This is a genomic window from Streptomyces sp. AC555_RSS877 (assembly GCF_019049245.1).
Taxonomy (GTDB): domain Bacteria; phylum Actinomycetota; class Actinomycetes; order Streptomycetales; family Streptomycetaceae; genus Streptomyces.
Window position 1 is genome coordinate 210,879 of sequence record NZ_JAGMUK010000030.1, and the last position, 18,878, is coordinate 229,756.

At 71.0% G+C, this 18,878-nt stretch carries 18 protein-coding genes; 13 read left to right on the forward strand and 5 right to left on the reverse strand.

The features are described from left to right. Positions 1-212: 212 nt before the first annotated feature. The gene (gene dnaE / locus KUM49_RS14660; protein ID WP_217237260.1) at positions 213-3,752 is read left to right on the forward strand and encodes a DNA polymerase III subunit alpha; all 3,540 of its coding nucleotides are present in this window, start codon (positions 213-215) and stop codon (positions 3,750-3,752) included. A gap of 101 nt (positions 3,753-3,853) precedes the next feature. Here dnaE and KUM49_RS14665 read toward each other — a convergent pair whose 3' ends face one another. Then, positions 3,854-4,018, reverse strand: a complete 165-nt coding sequence (locus KUM49_RS14665) for a hypothetical protein (RefSeq protein WP_217237261.1) — start codon at positions 4,016-4,018, stop codon at positions 3,854-3,856. A gap of 222 nt (positions 4,019-4,240) precedes the next feature. Here KUM49_RS14665 and KUM49_RS14670 point away from each other — a divergent pair, with 222 nt between their 5' ends. From KUM49_RS14670 to KUM49_RS14685, 4 genes are all read left to right on the forward strand, one after another. Then, positions 4,241-5,458: an NYN domain-containing protein gene (locus KUM49_RS14670; RefSeq protein WP_217237262.1), complete on the forward strand. Its 1,218-nt coding sequence runs from the start codon at positions 4,241-4,243 to the stop codon at positions 5,456-5,458. A 123-nt stretch (positions 5,459-5,581) separates the two neighbouring features. Beyond that, positions 5,582-6,556, forward strand: coding sequence for an ABC transporter ATP-binding protein (locus KUM49_RS14675; RefSeq protein WP_217237320.1), 975 nt, complete (start codon positions 5,582-5,584; stop codon positions 6,554-6,556). 82 nt (positions 6,557-6,638) lie between these two features. Continuing rightward, positions 6,639-7,460, forward strand: coding sequence for an ABC transporter permease (locus KUM49_RS14680; protein WP_217237263.1), 822 nt, complete (start codon positions 6,639-6,641; stop codon positions 7,458-7,460). A gap of 34 nt (positions 7,461-7,494) precedes the next feature. Continuing rightward, complete coding sequence (locus KUM49_RS14685; protein WP_217237264.1) at positions 7,495-8,199, forward strand: DUF2567 domain-containing protein; 705 nt, start codon at positions 7,495-7,497, stop codon at positions 8,197-8,199. 591 nt (positions 8,200-8,790) lie between these two features. Here KUM49_RS14685 and ybaK read toward each other — a convergent pair. The 4 genes from ybaK to KUM49_RS14705 form a co-directional block, all read right to left on the reverse strand. Continuing rightward, a complete protein-coding gene (gene ybaK, locus KUM49_RS14690) occupies positions 8,791-9,294 on the reverse strand; it encodes a Cys-tRNA(Pro) deacylase (RefSeq protein ID WP_217237265.1) in 504 nt (167 codons plus the stop codon). A 37-nt stretch (positions 9,295-9,331) separates the two neighbouring features. Continuing rightward, complete coding sequence (locus KUM49_RS14695) at positions 9,332-10,072, reverse strand: LON peptidase substrate-binding domain-containing protein (protein WP_217237266.1); 741 nt, start codon at positions 10,070-10,072, stop codon at positions 9,332-9,334. 11 nt (positions 10,073-10,083) lie between these two features. Beyond that, positions 10,084-11,106 carry a hypothetical protein gene (locus KUM49_RS14700; RefSeq protein ID WP_217237267.1) on the reverse strand — a complete coding sequence of 341 codons (1,023 nt, stop codon included), beginning with the start codon at positions 11,104-11,106 and terminating at the stop codon, positions 10,084-10,086. A 130-nt stretch (positions 11,107-11,236) separates the two neighbouring features. Beyond that, a complete protein-coding gene (locus tag KUM49_RS14705; protein ID WP_217237268.1) occupies positions 11,237-12,826 on the reverse strand; it encodes an oxidoreductase in 1,590 nt (529 codons plus the stop codon). A gap of 173 nt (positions 12,827-12,999) precedes the next feature. Here KUM49_RS14705 and hisD point away from each other — a divergent pair, with 173 nt between their 5' ends. The 8 genes from hisD to hisF are packed head-to-tail and all read left to right on the forward strand — an operon-like array spanning position 13,000 to position 18,719. Further along, a complete protein-coding gene (gene hisD / locus KUM49_RS14710) occupies positions 13,000-14,325 on the forward strand; it encodes a histidinol dehydrogenase (protein WP_217237269.1) in 1,326 nt (441 codons plus the stop codon). Further along, positions 14,322-15,431, forward strand: a complete 1,110-nt coding sequence (locus tag KUM49_RS14715; protein ID WP_217237270.1) for a histidinol-phosphate transaminase — start codon at positions 14,322-14,324, stop codon at positions 15,429-15,431. Before hisD ends, KUM49_RS14715 begins: the two co-directional genes overlap by 4 nt. Then, the gene (gene hisB / locus KUM49_RS14720; protein WP_046261880.1) at positions 15,428-16,021 is read left to right on the forward strand and encodes an imidazoleglycerol-phosphate dehydratase HisB; all 594 of its coding nucleotides are present in this window, start codon (positions 15,428-15,430) and stop codon (positions 16,019-16,021) included. Before KUM49_RS14715 ends, hisB begins: the two co-directional genes overlap by 4 nt. Next, a complete protein-coding gene (locus KUM49_RS14725; protein WP_217237271.1) occupies positions 16,018-16,182 on the forward strand; it encodes a hypothetical protein in 165 nt (54 codons plus the stop codon). Before hisB ends, KUM49_RS14725 begins: the two co-directional genes overlap by 4 nt. Beyond that, positions 16,173-16,823, forward strand: a complete 651-nt coding sequence (gene hisH, locus KUM49_RS14730; protein ID WP_217237272.1) for an imidazole glycerol phosphate synthase subunit HisH — start codon at positions 16,173-16,175, stop codon at positions 16,821-16,823. Before KUM49_RS14725 ends, hisH begins: the two co-directional genes overlap by 10 nt. Continuing rightward, positions 16,823-17,572 (forward strand): bifunctional 1-(5-phosphoribosyl)-5-((5-phosphoribosylamino)methylideneamino)imidazole-4-carboxamide isomerase/phosphoribosylanthranilate isomerase PriA, encoded by a 750-nt coding sequence (gene priA / locus KUM49_RS14735; protein ID WP_217237273.1) that lies wholly within the window; start codon positions 16,823-16,825, stop codon positions 17,570-17,572. The genes hisH and priA overlap by 1 nt, the downstream gene beginning before the upstream one ends. Next, a complete protein-coding gene (locus KUM49_RS14740) occupies positions 17,569-17,967 on the forward strand; it encodes a RidA family protein (protein WP_217237274.1) in 399 nt (132 codons plus the stop codon). Before priA ends, KUM49_RS14740 begins: the two co-directional genes overlap by 4 nt. Beyond that, on the forward strand, positions 17,964-18,719 hold the full coding sequence (gene hisF, locus KUM49_RS14745) for an imidazole glycerol phosphate synthase subunit HisF (protein WP_217237275.1): 756 nt from the start codon (positions 17,964-17,966) through the stop codon (positions 18,717-18,719). Before KUM49_RS14740 ends, hisF begins: the two co-directional genes overlap by 4 nt. The last annotated feature ends 159 nt before the right edge of the window (positions 18,720-18,878 follow it).

An 18,878-nucleotide genomic window follows, 5' to 3' on the forward strand; every position in this document is an offset into this window, starting at 1 on the left:
GCTGAGTGCCTCCTGGTGCAGGTGGTGCGTGATATGGGGGGCGGATCGCCCGTCTTCTTGCAACGTGTGACGGTACGCGGGAGTGCCCGCGACTCCTCCCCGAAGGTACGGGGGAGACGCCTCCTGGTGTCAGTGCCGAGGCATAGACTTCGACGCTGTCCCCCCAGACTGTCCGCAGCCTGTCGCCGAGCGTTTTCCATGGAGGCCACGCCGTGTCAAAGCCGCCGTTCACGCACCTGCACGTCCACACCCAGTACTCGCTGCTGGACGGTGCCGCGCGGCTCAAGGACATGTTCAACGCGTGCAACGAGATGGGCATGACCCACATCGCGATGTCCGACCACGGCAACCTGCACGGGGCGTACGACTTCTTCCACACCGCGAAGAAGGCGGGGGTCACCCCGATCATCGGCATCGAGGCGTATGTCGCGCCCGAGTCCCGGCGCAACAAGCGCAAGATCCAGTGGGGCCAGCCGCACCAGAAGCGGGACGACGTCTCCGGTTCGGGTGGTTACACCCACAAGACGATCTGGGCGGCCAACGCCAAGGGCCTGCACAACCTCTTCAAGCTCTCCTCGGACGCGTACGCCGAGGGCTGGCTGCAGAAGTGGCCCCGGATGGACAAGGAGACCATCTCCCAGTGGTCCGAGGGGCTCATCGCCTCCACCGGCTGCCCCTCCGGCGAGCTCCAGACCCGGCTGCGGCTCGGCCAGTTCGACGAGGCGCTGAAGGCGGCCTCCGAGTACCAGGACATCTTCGGCAAGGACCGGTACTTCCTGGAGCTGATGGACCACGGCATCGAGATCGAGCACCGGGTCCGCGACGGCCTGCTGGAGATCGGCAAGAAGCTCGGCATCCCGCCGCTGGTCACCAACGACTCGCACTACACGTACGCGCACGAGTCGGTCGCGCATGACGCGCTGCTGTGCATCCAGACCGGCAAGAACCTCTCCGACCCGGACCGCTTCCGCTTCGACGGCACCGGCTACTACCTGAAGTCCACGGACGAGATGTACGCCATCGACTCCTCGGACGCCTGGCAGGAGGGCTGCGCCAACACCCTCCTGGTGGCCGAGCAGATCGACACGGCCGGCATGTTCGAGGCGAAGAACCTCATGCCGAAGTTCGACATCCCCGAGGGCTTCACCGAGGTCACCTGGTTCAAGGAGGAGGTCCGCCGGGGGATGGAGCGCCGCTTCCCGGGCGGCGTCCCCGAGGACCGGCAGAAGCAGGTCGAGTACGAGATGGACGTCATCATCCAGATGGGGTTCCCGGGCTACTTCCTCGTCGTCGCCGACTTCATCATGTGGGCCAAGAACCAGGGCATCGCGGTCGGCCCCGGCCGAGGCTCCGCGGCCGGCTCGATCGTCGCGTACGCCATGGGCATCACCGACCTCGACCCGATCCCGCACGGCCTGATCTTCGAGCGGTTCCTCAACCCCGAGCGCGTCTCCATGCCCGATGTCGACATCGACTTCGACGAGCGTCGGCGCGTCGAGGTGATCCGGTACGTGACCGAGAAGTACGGCGCCGACAAGGTCGCCATGATCGGCACCTACGGCAAGATCAAGGCGAAGAACGCCATCAAGGACTCCGCGCGCGTGCTGGGCTACCCGTACGCGATGGGGGACCGCCTCACCAAGGCGATGCCGGCCGACGTCCTGGGCAAGGGCATCGACCTGAACGGCATCACCGACCCCTCGCACCCCCGCTACAGCGAGGCGGGCGAGATCCGGGCGATGTACGAGAACGAGCCGGACGTGAAGAAGGTCATCGACACCGCCAAGGGCGTCGAGGGCCTGGTCCGGCAGATGGGTGTGCACGCGGCCGGCGTGATCATGTCCAGCGAACCCATCGTCGACCACGCCCCCATCTGGGTGCGGCACACCGACGGCGTGACCATCACCCAGTGGGACTACCCCCAGTGCGAGTCGCTGGGCCTGCTGAAGATGGACTTCCTGGGCCTGCGCAACCTCACGATCATGGACGACGCCATCAAGATGGTGAAGGCCAACAAGGGCGTCGACCTGGAGATGCTCGCCCTCCCGCTGGACGACCCCAAGACCTTCGAACTGCTCTGCCGCGGTGACACCCTCGGCGTCTTCCAGTTCGACGGCGGCCCGATGCGCTCGCTGCTCCGCCAGATGCAGCCCGACAACTTCGAGGACATCTCCGCCGTCTCGGCCCTGTACCGGCCGGGCCCGATGGGCATGAACTCGCACATCAACTACGCGGAGCGCAAGAACGGCCGCCAGGAGATCACGCCGATCCACAAGGAGCTGGAGGAGCCCCTGGAAGAGGTCCTGGCCGTCACCTACGGCCTGATCGTCTACCAGGAGCAGGTCCAGAAGGCCGCCCAGATCATCGCCGGGTACTCGCTCGGCGAGGCCGACATCCTCCGCCGGGTGATGGGCAAGAAGAAGCCCGACGAGCTGGCGAAGAACTTCGTCCTCTTCCAGGAGGGCGCCAAGAAGAAGGGGTACAGCGACGAGGCCATCCAGGCCCTGTGGGACGTGCTGGTCCCCTTCGCCGGATACGCGTTCAACAAGGCCCACTCGGCCGCGTACGGACTGGTCTCGTACTGGACGGCGTACCTGAAGGCGAACTACCCCGCCGAGTACATGGCCGCGCTGCTCACCTCGGTCAAGGACGACAAGGACAAGTCGGCCGTCTACCTCAACGAGTGTCGGCGCATGGGCATCAAGGTGCTTCCGCCGAACGTCAACGAGTCGATGTCCAACTTCGCCGCGCAGGGCGACGACGTGATCCTCTTCGGCCTCTCCGCGGTGCGCAACGTCGGTACGAACGTGGTCGAGTCGATCATCAAGAGCCGCAATGCCAAGGGCAAGTACGCGTCCTTCCCCGACTACCTCGACAAGGTCGAGGCGGTCGTCTGCAACAAGCGCACCACCGAATCGCTGATCAAGGCGGGTGCCTTCGACAGCATGGGGCACACCCGCAAGGGCCTCACCGCGCACTTCGAGCCGATGATCGACAACGTGGTGGCGGTCAAGCGCAAGGAGGCCGAGGGCCAGTTCGACCTCTTCGGCGGCATGGGCGAGGAGGAGACGAGCGAGCCCGGCTTCGGGCTCGACGTGGAGTTCACGACCGACGAGTGGGACAAGGCCTATCTGCTCGCCCAGGAGCGGGAGATGCTCGGCCTGTACGTCTCCGACCACCCGCTCTTCGGCCTGGAGCACGTGCTGTCCGACAAGGCCGACGCGGGCATCGCCCAGCTCACCGGAGGTGAGCACTCCGACGGCGCGGTCGTCACCATCGGCGGCATCATCTCCGGCCTCCAGCGCAAGATGACCAAGCAGGGCAACGCCTGGGCCATCGCCACGGTCGAGGACCTGGCCGGCTCCATCGAGTGCATGTTCTTCCCGGCGACCTACCAGCTCGTGTCCACGCAACTCGTCGAGGACGCCGTGGTGTTCGTCAAGGGACGCCTGGACAAGCGGGAGGACGTGCCCCGGCTCGTCGCGATGGAGCTCCAGGTGCCGGACCTGTCGAACGCGGGCACCAACGCGCCCGTGATCCTCACCATCCCGGCCACCCGGGTCACCCCGCCGATGGTCAGCCGGCTCGGCGAGATCCTCAGCCACCACAAGGGCGACAGCGAGGTCCGGATCAAGCTCCAGGGCCCGCGCAAGACGACCGTGCTGCGCCTGGACCGGCACCGCGTGAAGCCGGATCCGGCACTCTTCGGCGACCTGAAGGTGCTGCTCGGTCCGTCCTGCCTGGCCGGTTGAGCGGCTGACCGGCCGGGCAACTGACGTACGCGAGGGGCGCGCCCATGATCGGGTGCGCCCCTCGGTGTGTGCCCGGGCTGCAACAGCCCGTGACATGAAGGTCAGTTGTGACCGAAGCGCTTCTCGCGGCTCTTGCGGGCCATGTCGCCGGGTGTCACCTGCGTGGCAGGTGACGGGCTCTGCGGCTCCACCGTGGGCTGCTGGACCGTCTGGTGACCACGCTCGGACGGCGACTGCTTACGTTCACGGTTCTTGTTCTTGGCCATGGTGCTGCCTCCTGTGGGGGATCTAGGGGCCAGGGCCGGGACCAGATTCACATAGGCTGACAAGGAGCGCATGTCGGATAATTACCGTCTGTGACAGGGCTCGTCGGGGAGCGATACCTCGAAACGCCACGCCGAAGATCGAGTTCGGGCCGTTAACCCCCGCACGGTCGGGCAGACTCGAAGGAAGCCCGAAGCAAACCTCCCGGAAAGAGGGTGGATCGCGTGGACCGCTGCATCGTCCTGGTGGACGCCGGGTATCTGCTGGGGGCCGCCGCCAGTCTCCTCGCCGGGGAGCCCTCGCGGTCCCGCATCACCGTCGACCACGCCGCCCTCATCCAGGGCCTGCGAGAACGCGCCGAGTCCGACACGGAACGGCCCCTGCTGCGCATCTACTGGTTCGACGGCGCCCCCGACCGCGTCCCGCAGCCCGAGCACCGCAGGCTGCGCGTGATGCCCCGGGTCACCGTCCGGCTCGGCGCCCTGACCCGCAGCGACGGACGCTGGGCCCAGAAGGGCGTGGACGCCGCGATGCACGCCGAGCTGACCGAACTGGCCCGTAACCGTGCCTGCTCCGACGTCGTCCTGGTGACCGGCGACGGGGATCTGTTGCCGGGCATGATGGCCGCCAAGGAGCACGGGGTCGCCGTACACCTGTGGGCCGTGCAGGCCGCCGACGGGGACTACAACCAGTCCGAGGACCTGGTCGCCGAGGCCGACGAGAGGCGTGTGCTGGACCGTACGTGGATCACCAAGGCCGTACGCGCCAAGGACATCGGCGGGATCTGCGCGCCGGCGCCTGTGCCGCGGCCCGAGATCGCCGCGATCCTCTCCGCGCCGCTGCCCGAGTCCGGGCACGCCGCGCAGGCCGAGCGGCCCGTCGAGGAGGAGCACGCCCCGGCGGCCACCGTCTCGGAGAACGGGACGCAGGAGCGGGCCCCCGCGGCCAAGGGCGTGCCCACGCCGAAGGACCTGGCCGCGCTGCGCGCGCCCGGCCTGCAGCCCGCCCAGCCGCCGCCGACCGCGACCCTGCGCTGGTCCTCCGACAAAGGGTGGGTCGACCGGCCCGGCGGCGCGGCCGAGCCTCCCGAGGTCGCCTCGATGCCGACGCTCGCCCAGGTGACCACGGCGGAGCAGCGGTGGGCCGACCGGGAGGAGGACATCACGACCGTCGGCGGAGACCCGTTCGAGGTCGGGCAGGTGTTCGCGCGGCGCTGGATGGAGCGGCTCGGGGACCAGGTCCACCTGCAGAAACTGTCCGGGATGTACCCGCGGATCCCGCACCGGATCGACGGGGAGCTGCTGCGGTACGCGGCGCGCTTCGGGCTGCTCGCGCACAAGGACGACCAGATCGACGAGCACGACCGTTATGCGATCCGGGCCGGGTTCTGGCGGGAGATCGACGTGCGGACGGCCGCCGAGCACGCGCCCGCGGGGGAGTGAGATCTTTACCGCGGTATGTGCCGTAAGGGGCCGACCCGGGAGCGGACCGGCGTCGCGGACCCCGTAGTCTCGTCCCTTGTGAGTACGCGCGCGGCACAGGCACTTCGGCACGGTGACGATGTCGTGTGCGCCGTGCGCGGGCTGACGAAGACCTATCCGGCGGCCCGGGGCCGGCGGGGCGTTCCGGCAACGCCCGAAGTGAGGGCCACCGACGACGTACGGCTGGAGATCAGGCGCGGCGAGATCTTCGGGCTCCTCGGGCCGAACGGCGCCGGGAAGACCACCCTCGTCCGGCAGCTGACCGGGCTGATGCGGCCCGACCGCGGCAGCGTCGAGATCCTCGGCCACGACATCGTGCGCCATCCCGAGCGGGCCTCGCGGATCCTCGCCTACCTCGGGCAGGAGTCCACCGCCCTCGACGACCTGACCGTCTCGCTCGCCGCCGAGACCACCGGACGGCTGCGCGGGCTGGAGACGGCACAGGCGCGGGCCGAGCGGGACGCCGTACTCGAGGAGCTGGGGCTCACCCCGCTCGCCGGGCGGCCGCTCAGGAAACTCTCCGGCGGGCAGCGCCGGCTCGCCTGCTTCGCCGCGACGCTGGTCGGGGCGCGGCCGCTGCTCGTCCTCGACGAGCCCACCAGCGGCATGGACCCCGTGGCGCGGCGCGCGGTGTGGTCCGCCGTCGACCGGCGCCGGGCCGAGCACGGCACGACCGTGCTGCTGGTCACGCACAACGTCATCGAGGCCGAGACGGTCCTCGACCGGGTCGCCGTCCTCGACCGGGGACGGGTGATCGCCTGTGACACCCCCACCGGTCTCAAGGAGCAGGTCGCCGGCGAGGTGCGGGTCGACCTGGTGTGGCGCGAGTCCGCCCCGCTGCACGTCCCGGAGGTGGCCGCGCTGCGGGACCGGGCCGTGGAGTCCGGACGCCGCTGGACGCTGCGGCTCGCCCCCGAGGAGGCCCGTACGGTCGTCGCCACGGTCACCGGCGGGGCCGCGTTCGCCGCACTGGACGACTTCACGCTGACCACGCCGAGCCTGGAGGACGTGTACCTGGCGCTGGGCGGCGCCGCACGGCAGGGGCTGGTGAAGGTGTGAGCACGTTGAGTACACGAACCGCCGTATCCGTACCGGACGGGACGACTGCCGGAGTGAAACCGAGTAAGGGGAGCCGCGCGACGTGAGTGTCGTACCCGCCGAGGTTCTGCCGGGCAGCGTCCTGGCCGTGGAGGAGACGGTCCGGGAGGCGGCCGAGCTCGGACCGCGCGCACGGCTGTGGCCGGCGCTCGCGGCCGTGTACCGGGCACAGCTGTCCCGAGCGCGGGTGGCGCGGATCCCGCTGCTGTTCGTCGCGACCTTCCAGTCGATCGGGATCATGATCCTGATGCGGGGGGTCGTGGACGGCGGGGGCGAGGCACAGGCCGTGGTCGCCGGGTCGTCGGTGCTCGTCGTCGCCTTCGTCGCGCTCAACCTGCTCGCCCAGTACTTCGGCCAGCTGCGCGCCAGCGGCGGCCTCGACCACTACGCGACGCTCCCCGTGCCGCCGGCGGCGGTGGTGCTCGGGGCGGCGGGCGCGTACGCGTCCTTCACTGTGCCGGGGACCGTGGCCACCGCGGTCTTCGGATGCGTGCTGTTCGGACTGCCGCTCGCGAACCTGTGGGTGCTGCTGGCCGTCATCCCGCTCGCGGGCGCCGCGCTCGCCGGGCTCGGGGCCGCGCTCGGACTGCTCGCGCCGCGTCCGGAACTGGCCACACTGCTCGGACAGCTGGGCATGTCCGCGGCGCTGCTGCTCGGCGTCCTGCCCGCGGAACGGATGCCGGAGGCCGTGCGGTTCACGCGGGACCTGCTGCCGTCGACGTACGGCGTCGAGGCCTTCGCCCGGACCTTCGAGCCGAACCCCGACTGGGCGTTCGTGCTCGGTGATCTCGCGGTGTGCGCCGGGGTCGGCGTGGTCTCGCTGGCCGTCGCCACCTGGGCCTACCGCCGGGCGGCCGTCCGATGACGCACCGCACAGGCGGGCCTGGCACGATGTCAGAGTGACCGCACCGTTGACTCCTCCTCCGCCGCCCCACGAACACTCCTCGCACAGCGCGTGGCAGTCCGCGCCTCCCGGGTACGCGGCCCCCGCGCCGGACGCCCCGTACGGCGCGCACGGTTCGTACGGACAGGACGGTCCCGGGATGAAGACCGAGGTGCGGGAGGCCGCCGTCATCACGGTGGCGGTGGCGCTCGGCGGGGTCCTGTTCGGGGTGCTGTGGTGGTGGCTGGCGCCGCACGTGCCGCTGGTCGGCGGTCTGGACGAGCAGGGGAACTGGGTCGTCTTCCTCAAGGACACCGAGGGCGAACAGGCGATCGGTGTCGATGGAACGTTCACTCTGCTGGCGTCGGCCTTCGGCGCGGTGAGTGCGCTGGCCGTGTTCCTCGTGCGCAGGCGCGGTGGAGTGCCCTTGGTCGTGGCGCTCACCGTCGGCGGGCTGCTCGCGTCGCTGCTGGCCTGGCGGCTCGGGGTGTGGCTGGGGCCGACCCAGGACGTCATCGCGCACGCCAAGGACGCGGGCAAGGGCGTCACGTTCTCGGCGCCGCTGGAGCTGGGGGCGAAGGGGGCCTTGATGGCCTGGTCGCTGGCCGCACTGGTGGTGCATCTGGGGCTGACGGCACTGTTCGGGCCCCGGGACCCGGATCCGTACGTCCACCAGCAGGGCCCGGTTCCGAAGGACGGCTACGGGACCCCGCAGGCGTGACCGTCGACCAGGCGAACCGCCTCCCGTGATGCGAGCGACCCCTCTTGGTGCGCCACTCGCGTTTGCGCGTGGGCTTCGACATGCCCCTCGTACTCAACCGAGCAACCGGCCCACGTCGAGGGCTCACGCCCGCCGAGGGTGTCTGGTCACGCGCGCCCGAGGGGCGAGGGGGCAGGCGTGCCCGCCCTCGGTTGACGGGGTGGCACGCCCGCCCTCGGGTTGAGGGTGGATGCAAGCCCTCGGGTCGAGGGGCCAGGCGCGCCCTCGGTTGACGGGGTGGCGCGCCGCAGGTCGAGGGGCCAGGCGCGCCCTCGGTTGACGGGGTGGCGCGCCGCAGGTCGAGGGGCCAGGCGCGCTCTCGGGTTGACGGGGTGGCGCGCCGCAGGTCGAGGGGCCAGGCGCGCTCTCGGGTTGACGGGGTGGCGCGCCGCAGGTCGAGGGGCCAGGCGCGCCCTCGGGTTGAGGGTGGATGCAAGCCCTCGGGTTGAGGGGCGAGGCGCGCTCTCGGGTTGAGGGGGTGGCACGCCCGCAGGTCGAGGGGCCAGGCGCGCCCTCGGGTTGAGGGGGCACGCCCGCCCGCAGGTCGAGGGGTCACGCACGCCCGATGGGGGCCGTCACCGCTTCGGTGAGTTTGGTCAGGTCGTCGGGGGAGAGTTCGACCTCCAGGCCGCGGCGGCCTGCCGAGACGCAGATCGTCGGGTGGGCGGAGGCCGACTCGTCCAGGACCGTGGCGAGCTTCTTGCGCTGGCCGAGCGGGGAGATGCCGCCGCGGACATAGCCGGTGGTGCGTTCCGCGAGTGCCGGGTCGGCCATCGTGGCGCGCTTGCCGCCGACCGCCGCCGCCAGTGCCTTGAGGTCCAGCTGGCCGGCCACCGGAACGACGGCGACGGTCAGGGTGCCGTCGACGTCCGCGACCAGGGTCTTGAAGACCCGCTCCGGGGAGACGCCCATCGCCTCGGCCGCCTCCTCGCCGTAGGACGGGTGGGCGGGGTCGTGGTCGTAGGAGTGGACCGTGTACGGCACTCCCGCGGCCGTCAGGGCCACCGTCGCGGGCGTGCCGCCCGCCTGCTGCTGCTTCTTCGACTTCTTCGCCATCGCGGCCTGATTCCGCCTGTTCCCCAGAGGTCGTACGTCAGTTGAGACTCGTCGGGCCGCGCGTCAGTTCCGCCGCGGGCAACGACGGCAGATTACGGATGATCGCCGTCTCCGCGCGCAGGAGTCTCAGTTCGTCGCGCAGCCGGGACGCGGTGTCCGGGGCCTGGAGCAGGCGCTGCTTGGTCGGGACGTCCAGCATCATCGCGGCGGCCACCAGGTAGGAGACCACCGACGGTTCGTCCGGCAGGTCGGCGCCGGTGGACAGGGAGCGCTCGCGCGCGCCGGCCAGGCGCTTCTGGTACTGGCGGAAGGCCCGCAGCACGCCCTCCGCCAGCGCCCCCGCCTCCTCGCCCGGGTCCTCGGGCAGCTCCTCCAGCTCCGCCGTGAGGAACGGGCCCGACGCGTCGACCGACAGCAGCCGCACCCGGGTGGTGCCCGTCGCCAGTACCTCGAAGGTGCCGTCGGCCCCCTCCCGGATGGTCGCGGCGTCCGCGATGCAGCCGAACCCGTGGAACGCCTTGACCGGGTCGTCGCCGAAGCCGGCCCCGGCACCGTGCTCGGTCACGGCCGTCCGGTCCGGCATGCCGGGTGCGGTCGCTGCCACCTCGTGGCCGTCGCGGATCGCCACCACGGCGAACCGGCGGGGTTCGTCCTCGGGCGTCTTCACCAACTCGCGCATCATGGCGCGATAGCGCTCCTCGAAAATGTTCAGTGGCAGCACGAGCCCCGGGAACAGCACGGAGTTCAGGGGGAAGAGCGGAAGCCGGACGGTGGTCACGACGCAAAAGCCTAATGGTCGCCGGAGTGGGCGCGTCCGCCGTGCTCACTCCGTGGATGGCGGGCAGCCGTGTTCCGGCGGACCTCGTCGCGGACCTCCAGGAACCGGCCGAGCGGATCGTCCGAGAACCGGCTCCAGGGGAAGGACGTGGCGTACGGGCCGATCAGGCGCAGCTGCTCCTCGGCGTCCGCCCAGCGTTCCAGCCGTACCAGCACGTACATCAGCTTGTTCCGTACCTCCGCCGGCCAGGGGTCGGCGGCCGGGAACCCGGCGGAGAGCGCGATCGCCCGGTCGGCCGCCGCGTCCAGCCGCTCGATGGGCACCTCGGGTCCGCAGCCGTCGGTCAGGTAGGAGAAGGCCGCCCGGGCCGGCAGTGCCTGGACGAGGAAGCCGGCGGGAGCGTCCTGCGCGGCCAGATCGGCGAAGTCGAAGCACGCGTGGTGGGAGCCGTGCCACGAGGCGGCGAGGTAGCGCAGGGCGGCCACATGGCAGCCGTAGTGGTGCGGGGCACGGCGGACGGCCGCCTCCCACAACTGCTCGAAGTACTTGTGCCCGGCGTTCGCGCCACGCGCGTGGTCCAGCGCGATCCGCCACGGCACCGGATCCCGGTCGTCGCCGTGCGCGGCGGCCGTGATCAGGGGGCTGGCCTGACGCAGCAGTTCCGCCCGCGCCGGTGACTGCCAGGCGTGATCCAGCACGAGCTGGGCGCCGATCAGCAGTGCGTCGGGATCGTAGGGCGTGGCCCTGCGCCAGTCCTCGTACCACTCGCCGCGCGAGCGGGCGAAGCCCGCGAGTCTTCGCGCGTAGCGGTCGCGGTTCTCCCAGTCGGCGTCGGTGCGGGTGGCGGCGAGCAGGTGCGCGGCGGGCTCGTACTCGCCCCGCGCGGCGGCCACGAGTGCCGGGCCGAGCCGGTCGTCGGGCGCGTCGAGGAGGACCTCGTCGTCGGCGGGCAGCGGGCCGGCGCGGCGCGAGGGCTCCCGGGGAGTCCGGGACGAGCGGATGAAGGGGGGCAGCAGAGCCATGGTGCCGACCATTGAAGGTCCGCTGGTCAACGGAGCGCCAGCACGATCGGGCAACTCGTGGAAAGTTGTACGCGCCACGGTCAAGGACAGGTAAAAAGGTGACCGTTCAACAACTCCAGCCACACCAGCCCCACCACCCCCGCTAGCTGCGCCGAAGCAGCCGCGAGGCCCCCGCCGCCACCGTCGTCGCCAGAATCCAGCCCACCAGGATGAGCGCGGCGGCCAGCCACTGCCAGCCGCCCCGCAGCTGCCAGAATCCGGCCTGGCCCAGATCGATCACCGGCAGCAGCAGGTCGAGGGCGAACAGGGCCGGGTTCCACGGGGGGTGCTCGCCGCGCCTGAGCGGTGGATGACTGGCGTGCGCGAAGGCCACCGAGCTCGCCGCCCACAGCACCGCCATCCACACGGCGGCCCGGCCCGGCCGGTACCCGTAAGCCACCGTCCAGTCCTGGACGTACCCCCACAGCTTGGCGGCGAGCGGCAGGCTCTCGCGGCGGCGGCGCTGCTTGGCCAGCAGTACCTCCCGGGCGTCCTCGTCCTCGCCGCCGGTCCGCAGCACGGCGGCGAGACGTTCGTACGGCTCCGGGTTGTACTCGGCCGTCGCCGCCGCCAGCCACTCCAGGCGTTCGTTCAGCGGGAACGGGCCGCGCGGCACCAGGTTCTCGTAGCTGAAGCCGCCCATGTGCAGGCGGCCCGGGCCCGGCCACGCGTCGGCCCGGTCCATCAGGTTGACGACCCGCGCCCCCGACAGCACGACCATGCCCCGCGTCGGCCGCTCCCCGAGGAAGCGCAGCTCGGGCGTCTGCACGCGGCGCAGCGACAGCTCCTGCTCGTCGGTGAAGGTGAACCGGGCCCGCTCCAGGTCGACCGCGTCCCCGAACCGCCCGTCGTCCAGGCGCAGCCCGCCCTGGCATTCGAACCGCTGGATGCGCGTCCCGCGCGCGGGCGTCGTGCCGCTGAGCAGGACGCTGCCGACGCCCGCCGGCGTCAGGTACAGCGAGCGCTCCACGGTCAGCTGGGGGGCGTTCAGGGCGAGCCGCGAGTAGGGGTTGACCAGCCGGGCGCCGCGCAGGCTCAGCGAGACGCCGATCTTCGCGCTGCGCAGGCTCAGCTCGCCGTGCGACTCCAGCATCTCGGCCTGGAGGTCCTGGCCGACGGTCAGGCCGTCCGCGGCGATGGAGCGTCCGCTGCGGTCGCGGTGGACGATCGACTGGTTGAGCAGCAGATCCGTGCCGATCTGCGCGTCGGTGAGGCGGATGCCGTTGTGGAAACGGCAGCGCGGCAGATGCAGGTCGCCCTCGGTGTGCACCCGGGCCGCCTCCAGGCGCGGCACCGAACAGTCCACCATCCGCACCGTCGTGAAGTGGGCCTCCGGGAGCAGGACGTCCCGCTCGAACCGGCAGCCGCGCAACTCGACGTACGGCACCACCGTGCCGCCCGCGAGGTCCAGGCTGTCGCTGATCTGCACCCCGACGAGCTTCAGGGACGACACGCGGCCCGCGAGCGCGGGCGGCCCGTCCAGGAGCAGCCAGCACACGATCCGCGCCCGTACGGTCCGCTCGGGCCCCCAGGGATGCCCGCCGTGCGGATCGTCGACGACCGTGTCGCCGCTGCTCAGGTCGTACACACTGCCGTTGCGGAACGCCTGCCACATCCCGGCCTCGGCGGCGGTCAGATCGTCCGGCAGGTCTCCGTCGTGGACCCCGTCCCGGATGCCGGCCCCCTCGGTCACCAGGCTTCCTTCCTCCCCAGTAGCTCTTCGTGGTTTCGTACAACTGTTCATGCCCGCTGAGTGACGCCCGGAACACCAGACGTGAAGGGGATCGTCCGGGTTCCGCCCGCGTTCTGTATCAGCCATTGATACGCGCGAACGACGCCCGATCGCGGTCTGAGAGAATTGACGACGTGATCTCCCGAATCGATCTGCGCGGCGACGCCCTTCCCGAGGGCCCCGCCCTGCGCGACCTGCTGCCCCGAGCCGACTTCGACGTCTCGGCCGCCCTGGAGAAGGTGCGTCCGATCTGCGAGGCCGTGCATCATCGGGGCGACGCGGCGCTGATCGACTTCGCCGAGAAGTTCGACGGAGTGCGCCTGCAGTCCGTACGGGTTCCGGCCGAGGCGCTGACCCGTGCCCTCGCGGAGCTGGACCCGGCCGTGCGCGCGGCCCTGGAGGAGTCCATCCGCCGCGCCCGTCTCGTCCACCGCGAGCAGCGCCGTACGACCCACACGACCCAGGTCGTGCCCGGCGGTTCGGTGACCGAGAAGTGGTTGCCGGTCGACCGCGTCGGTCTCTACGCGCCCGGCGGGCGGTCCGTCTACCCCTCCTCCGTGATCATGAACGTGGTGCCCGCGCAGGAGGCCGGCGTCGAGTCGATCGCCCTCGCCTCCCCGGCGCAGGCCGAGTTCGACGGCCTGCCGCACCCGACGATCCTCGCCGCCTGCGCACTGCTCGGCGTCGACGAGGTGTACGCGGCCGGCGGTGCGACCGCCGTCGCGATGTTCGCGTACGGCACCGAGTCCTGCCCGCCCGCCAACATGGTCACCGGCCCCGGCAACATCTGGGTCGCCGCCGCCAAGCGCTACTTCACCGGCAAGATCGGCATCGACGCCGAGGCCGGCCCGACCGAGATCGCGATCCTCGCGGACGACACCGCCGACCCGGTGCACGTCGCCTCCGACCTCATCAGCCAGGCCGAGCACGACCCGCTGGCCGCCGCCGTGCTGGTCACCGACTCCGTGGAACTCGCGGACGCCGTGGCGAAGGAGCTGGAACCGCAGGTCGCGGCCAGCAAGCACATCGAGGACCGGATCGTGCCGGCCCTCAAGGGCAGGCAGTCCGCGATCGTCCTCGTCGACGGCGTCGACGAGGGACTCAGGGTGGTCGACGCGTACGGCGCCGAGCACCTGGAGATCCAGACGGCCGACGCGGCCGCGGTCGCCGACCGCGTGCGCAACGCCGGCGCGATCTTCATCGGCCCCTGGGCGCCGGTCTCGCTCGGCGACTACGCGGCCGGGTCCAACCACGTCCTGCCCACCGGCGGCTGCGCCTGCCACTCCTCGGGCCTGTCCGTCCAGTCCTTCCTACGCGGCATCCACATCGTCGACTACACGAAGGATGCGCTGGCCGACGTGGCGCATCACGTGGTGACGCTCGCGGAGGCGGAGGACCTGCCCGCGCACGGCGCGGCGATCAAGGCGCGGTTCGGATGGAAGGTACCGGCGAGCAAGTGAGCTTCGGAATCGACGATCTCCCCGTACGGGACGAGCTGCGCGGCAAGTCGCCCTATGGCGCGCCCCAGTTGGACGTGCCCGTACGGCTGAACACCAACGAGAACCCCTATCCGCTGCCCGAGCCGCTGGTCGAGCGGATCGCCGAGCGGGTGCGCGAGGCGGCCCGGAACCTCAACCGCTACCCGGACCGGGACGCGGTCGAGCTGCGCACGCGGCTCGCCAAGTACCTCACCGACACCTCCGGCCACGAGGTCGGCCTGGCCAACGTCTGGGCCGCCAACGGCTCCAACGAGGTCATCCAGCAGCTGCTGCAGACCTTCGGCGGACCGGGCCGTACGGCGATCGGCTTCGAGCCGTCGTACTCGATGCACGGACTCATCGCGCGCGGCACCGGCACGGGCTGGATCTCCGGCCCCCGCAACGGCGACTTCACGATCGACCTCGCCGCCGCCCAGAAGGCGATCGCCGAGCACCGGCCGGACGTCGTCTTCGTCACCACCCCCAACAACCCCACCGGCACCGCGGTCCCGCCGGAGACCGTCCTCGCGCTGTACGAGGCCGCGCAGGCCGCGGGGCCCTCGATGGTCGTGGTCGACGAGGCGTACATCGAGTTCAGCCACGGCGCCTCGCTGCTGCCGCTGATCAAGGGCCGGCCGAACCTGGTCGTCTCGCGGACGATGTCGAAGGCGTTCGGCGCGGCGGGCCTGCGCCTCGGCTACCTCGCCGCGCACCCGGCGGTCGTGGACGCCGTCCAGCTCGTACGGCTGCCGTACCACCTGTCCGCGATCACGCAGGCGACCGCCCTGGCCGCCCTGGAACACACCGGGACACTGCTCGGATACGTCGAGCAGCTGAAGACCGAGCGGGACCGGCTGGTCGCCGAACTGCTGGCGATCGGCTACGAGGTGACGGCGTCGGACGCCAACTTCGTGCAGTTCGGGCGGTTCGACGACGCCCATGTGATGTGGCAGCAGATCCTCGACCGGGGCGTCCTGGTCCGGGACAACGGCGTGCCCGGCTGGCTGCGGGTGACCGCCGGAACCCCCGAAGAGAACGACGCGTTCCTCGACGCGGTCCGTGAGTTGAAGAAGGAGCAGAGCGCATGAGCCGCGTTGGACGTGTGGAACGGGTGACGAAGGAGACCTCGGTCCTCGTCGAGATCGATCTCGACGGGTCCGGCAAGGTCGATGTGTCGACAGGGGTCGGTTTCTACGACCACATGCTCGACCAGCTCGGCCGGCACGGTCTGTTCGACCTGACCGTGAAGACCGAGGGCGACCTGCACATCGACTCGCACCACACCATCGAGGACTCCGCCCTCGCGCTGGGCGCCGCCTTCAAGCAGGCGCTCGGCGACAAGGTGGGCATCTACCGCTTCGGCAACTGCACGGTTCCGCTGGACGAGTCCCTCGCCCAGGTCACCGTCGACCTGTCCGGCCGCCCCTACCTCGTGCACACCGAGCCCGAGAAGATGGCGCCGATGATCGGCGAGTACGACACCACGATGACCCGGCACATCCTGGAGTCCTTCGTCGCCCAGGCGCAGATCGCCCTGCACGTGCACGTGCCCTACGGGCGCAACGCCCACCACATCGTGGAGTGCCAGTTCAAGGCGCTGGCCCGGGCGCTGCGGTACGCGTCCGAGCGGGACCCGCGCGCGGCCGGCATCCTCCCGTCCACGAAGGGCGCCCTGTGACCGGCCTGTCGACCCTCCTGATCGTCGTCGGCCTCTTCCTGGCCGGCGGGATCTACTCCTTCGTCAAGCAGCAGATGCCGAAGAGCCTCATCGTGCTGCTCTCGATCGGCGCCGCGATGTGTCTCGTCGCCGGCGTCATGAGGCTGGAGGTGTGGAGTTGAGCACCGGATCGAAGAAAGTGGTCGTCTTCGACTACGGCTTCGGCAACGTCCGTTCCGCCGAGCGTGCCCTGGCGCGCGCGGGAGCCGACGTCGAGATAACGCGCGACTACGACAGGGCCATGAACGCCGACGGCCTGCTGGTGCCGGGCGTCGGCGCCTTCGCCGCCTGCATGAAGGGCCTCAAGGGAGCACGCGGCGACTGGATCGTCGACCGCCGGCTGTCCGGCGGGCGCCCCGTGATGGGCATCTGCGTCGGCATGCAGATCCTCTTCGAGCGCGGCATCGAGCACGGCGTGGAGAGCGCGGGCCTCGACGAGTGGCCCGGCTCGGTCGAGCCGCTGCAGGCCGAGATCGTGCCCCACATGGGCTGGAACACCGTCGACGCGCCGGCCGACTCGCAGCTCTTCGCCGGGCTGGACGCGGACGCGCGCTTCTACTTCGTGCACTCCTACGCCGTCCACGACTGGAGCCTGGAGACGCGCAACGCGGCGATCCGCGCCCCCAAGGTCACCTGGTCGACCCATGGCAAGCCCTTCGTGGCCGCCGTGGAGAACGGCGCCCTGTGGGCCACGCAGTTCCACCCCGAGAAGTCCGGCGACGCCGGAGCGCAGCTGCTGAACAACTGGATCGGAACCCTCTGATGTCTTCCCACCCCTCAGGACGGCTCGAACTCCTGCCCGCCGTGGACGTCCGTGACGGCCAGGCGGTCCGGCTCGTCCACGGCGAGTCCGGCTCGGAGACCTCCTACGGCTCCCCGCTGGAGGCCGCCCTCGCCTGGCAGCGCTCGGGCGCCGAGTGGCTGCACCTGGTCGACCTGGACGCGGCGTTCGGCACGGGCGACAACCGGGCTGTGATCGGCGAGGTCGCCGAGCGCATGAAGGACATGCACGTCAAGGTGGAGCTCTCCGGCGGCATCCGCGACGACGCCGCCCTCGCCGCCGCCCTGGCCACCGGCTGTACCCGGGTCAATCTCGGCACGGCCGCCCTGGAGACCCCTCAGTGGGTCGCCAAGGTCATCGCCGAGCACGGCGACAAGATCGCGGTCGGGCTCGACGTACGCGGCACGACCCTGCGCGGACGCGGCTGGACCAGCGACGGCGGCGACCTCTACGAGACGCTGGAGCGCCTCGACAAGGAGGGCTGCGCGCGGTACGTGGTGACGGACATCGCCAAGGACGGCACGCTCCAGGGCCCCAACCTGGAGCTCCTGCGCAACGTGTGCGCGGCGACCGAGCGGCCCGTCGTGGCCTCCGGTGGCGTGTCGTCGCTGGACGACCTGCGGGCCATCGCCGAGCTGGTCCCCCTCGGTGTCGAGGGCGCCATCGTCGGGAAGGCCCTGTACGCGAAGGCATTCACCCTCGAAGAGGCCCTGGAGGCGGTAGACCGGTGAGCGATCTGCGACGCGTCACGACCGGCGCGCCCTGGGAGGAGACCTTCGGGTACTCCCGTGCGGTGGAACTGCCGAACGGCCTGGTGCTGGTCTCCGGCTGCACGTCGATAGTGGACGGCCAGATCGCCGGGGGCGACCCGTACGAGCAGACGGTCAACGCCTTCAGCGTCGCGTTCACGGCGCTCGGGGAACTGGGTCTCGGCCGCGAGGACGTCGTGCGCACGCGCATGTACATCACCCACGCCCGGGACGTGGACGACATCGGACGCGCTCACAAGGAGCTGTTCGACTCCGTCCGGCCCGCCGCATCCATGATCATCGTCTCCGGCTTCGTGGACCCCAGCCTGGTGGTCGAGGTCGAGGTGGAGGCGTACCGAGGAGCAGACAAGCCATGACCCTGGCGGTCCGAGTCATCCCCTGCCTGGACGTGGACAACGGCCGGGTCGTCAAGGGCGTCAACTTCCAGAACCTGCGCGACGCGGGCGACCCCGTCGAGATGGCCAAGGTGTACGACGCCGAGGGCGCCGACGAGCTGACGTTCCTGGACATCACCGCCTCGTCGGGCAACCGCGAGACGACGTACGACGTGGTGCGTCGCACCGCCGAGCAGGTGTTCATCCCGCTGACGGTCGGCGGCGGCGTCCGTGCCGCCGAGGACGTGGACAAGCTGCTGCGGGCCGGCGCCGACAAGGTGGGCGTCAACACGGCGGCCATCGCCCGTCCCGACCTGATCCGCGAGATCGCCGAGCGCTTCGGCCGACAGGTGCTGGTGCTGTCGGTGGACGCGCGCCGGACCGAGTCCGGGTCCTTCGAGGTCACCACGCACGGCGGGCGCAAGGGCACCGGCATCGACGCCGTCGAGTGGGCGCACCGGGCCGCCGAGCTGGGCGCGGGCGAGATCCTGCTCAACTCGATGGACGCGGACGGCACGAAGGACGGGTACGACCTGGAGATGATCGCCGCCGTCCGGGGGCACGTGACGGTTCCGGTGATCGCCTCCGGCGGCGCGGGCAAGCTGGCCGACTTCGCACCGGCCGTCGCCGCCGGCGCGGACGCGGTCCTCGCGGCGTCCGTCTTCCACTTCGGCGATCTGCGGATCGGCCAGGTCAAGGACGCGCTGCGGGAGTCGGGGCACCCGGTGAGGTGACGCCCGGCGCGAGCCCCGGCTGCCTTTCGAGGCGACCGGGGCTCGCCCACCCGCTGCGCGCGAAGCTCCACCGACTGTCCGAAAGGCCCCCGTGAGCGCCGCCCTCACCCAGGCGACCGTCACCGGCAGACCGGCCCACCGCGACGGCAACGTCCTGCG

Excerpts from the sequence above, each read along its gene's own strand:
- KUM49_RS14665 (WP_217237261.1), bottom strand. The coding sequence starts at position 4,018 with ATGGCCAAGAACAAGAACCGTGAACGTAAGCAGTCGCCGTCCGAGCGT.
- ybaK (WP_217237265.1), bottom strand. The coding sequence starts at position 9,294 with ATGGCGAAGAAGTCGAAGAAGCAGCAGCAGGCGGGCGGCACGCCCGCG.
- hisB (WP_046261880.1), top strand. The coding sequence starts at position 15,428 with ATGAGCCGCGTTGGACGTGTGGAACGGGTGACGAAGGAGACCTCGGTC.
- priA (WP_217237273.1), top strand. The coding sequence starts at position 16,823 with ATGTCTTCCCACCCCTCAGGACGGCTCGAACTCCTGCCCGCCGTGGAC.
- KUM49_RS14700 (WP_217237267.1), bottom strand. The coding sequence starts at position 11,106 with ATGGTCGGCACCATGGCTCTGCTGCCCCCCTTCATCCGCTCGTCCCGG.
- hisF (WP_217237275.1), top strand. The coding sequence starts at position 17,964 with ATGACCCTGGCGGTCCGAGTCATCCCCTGCCTGGACGTGGACAACGGC.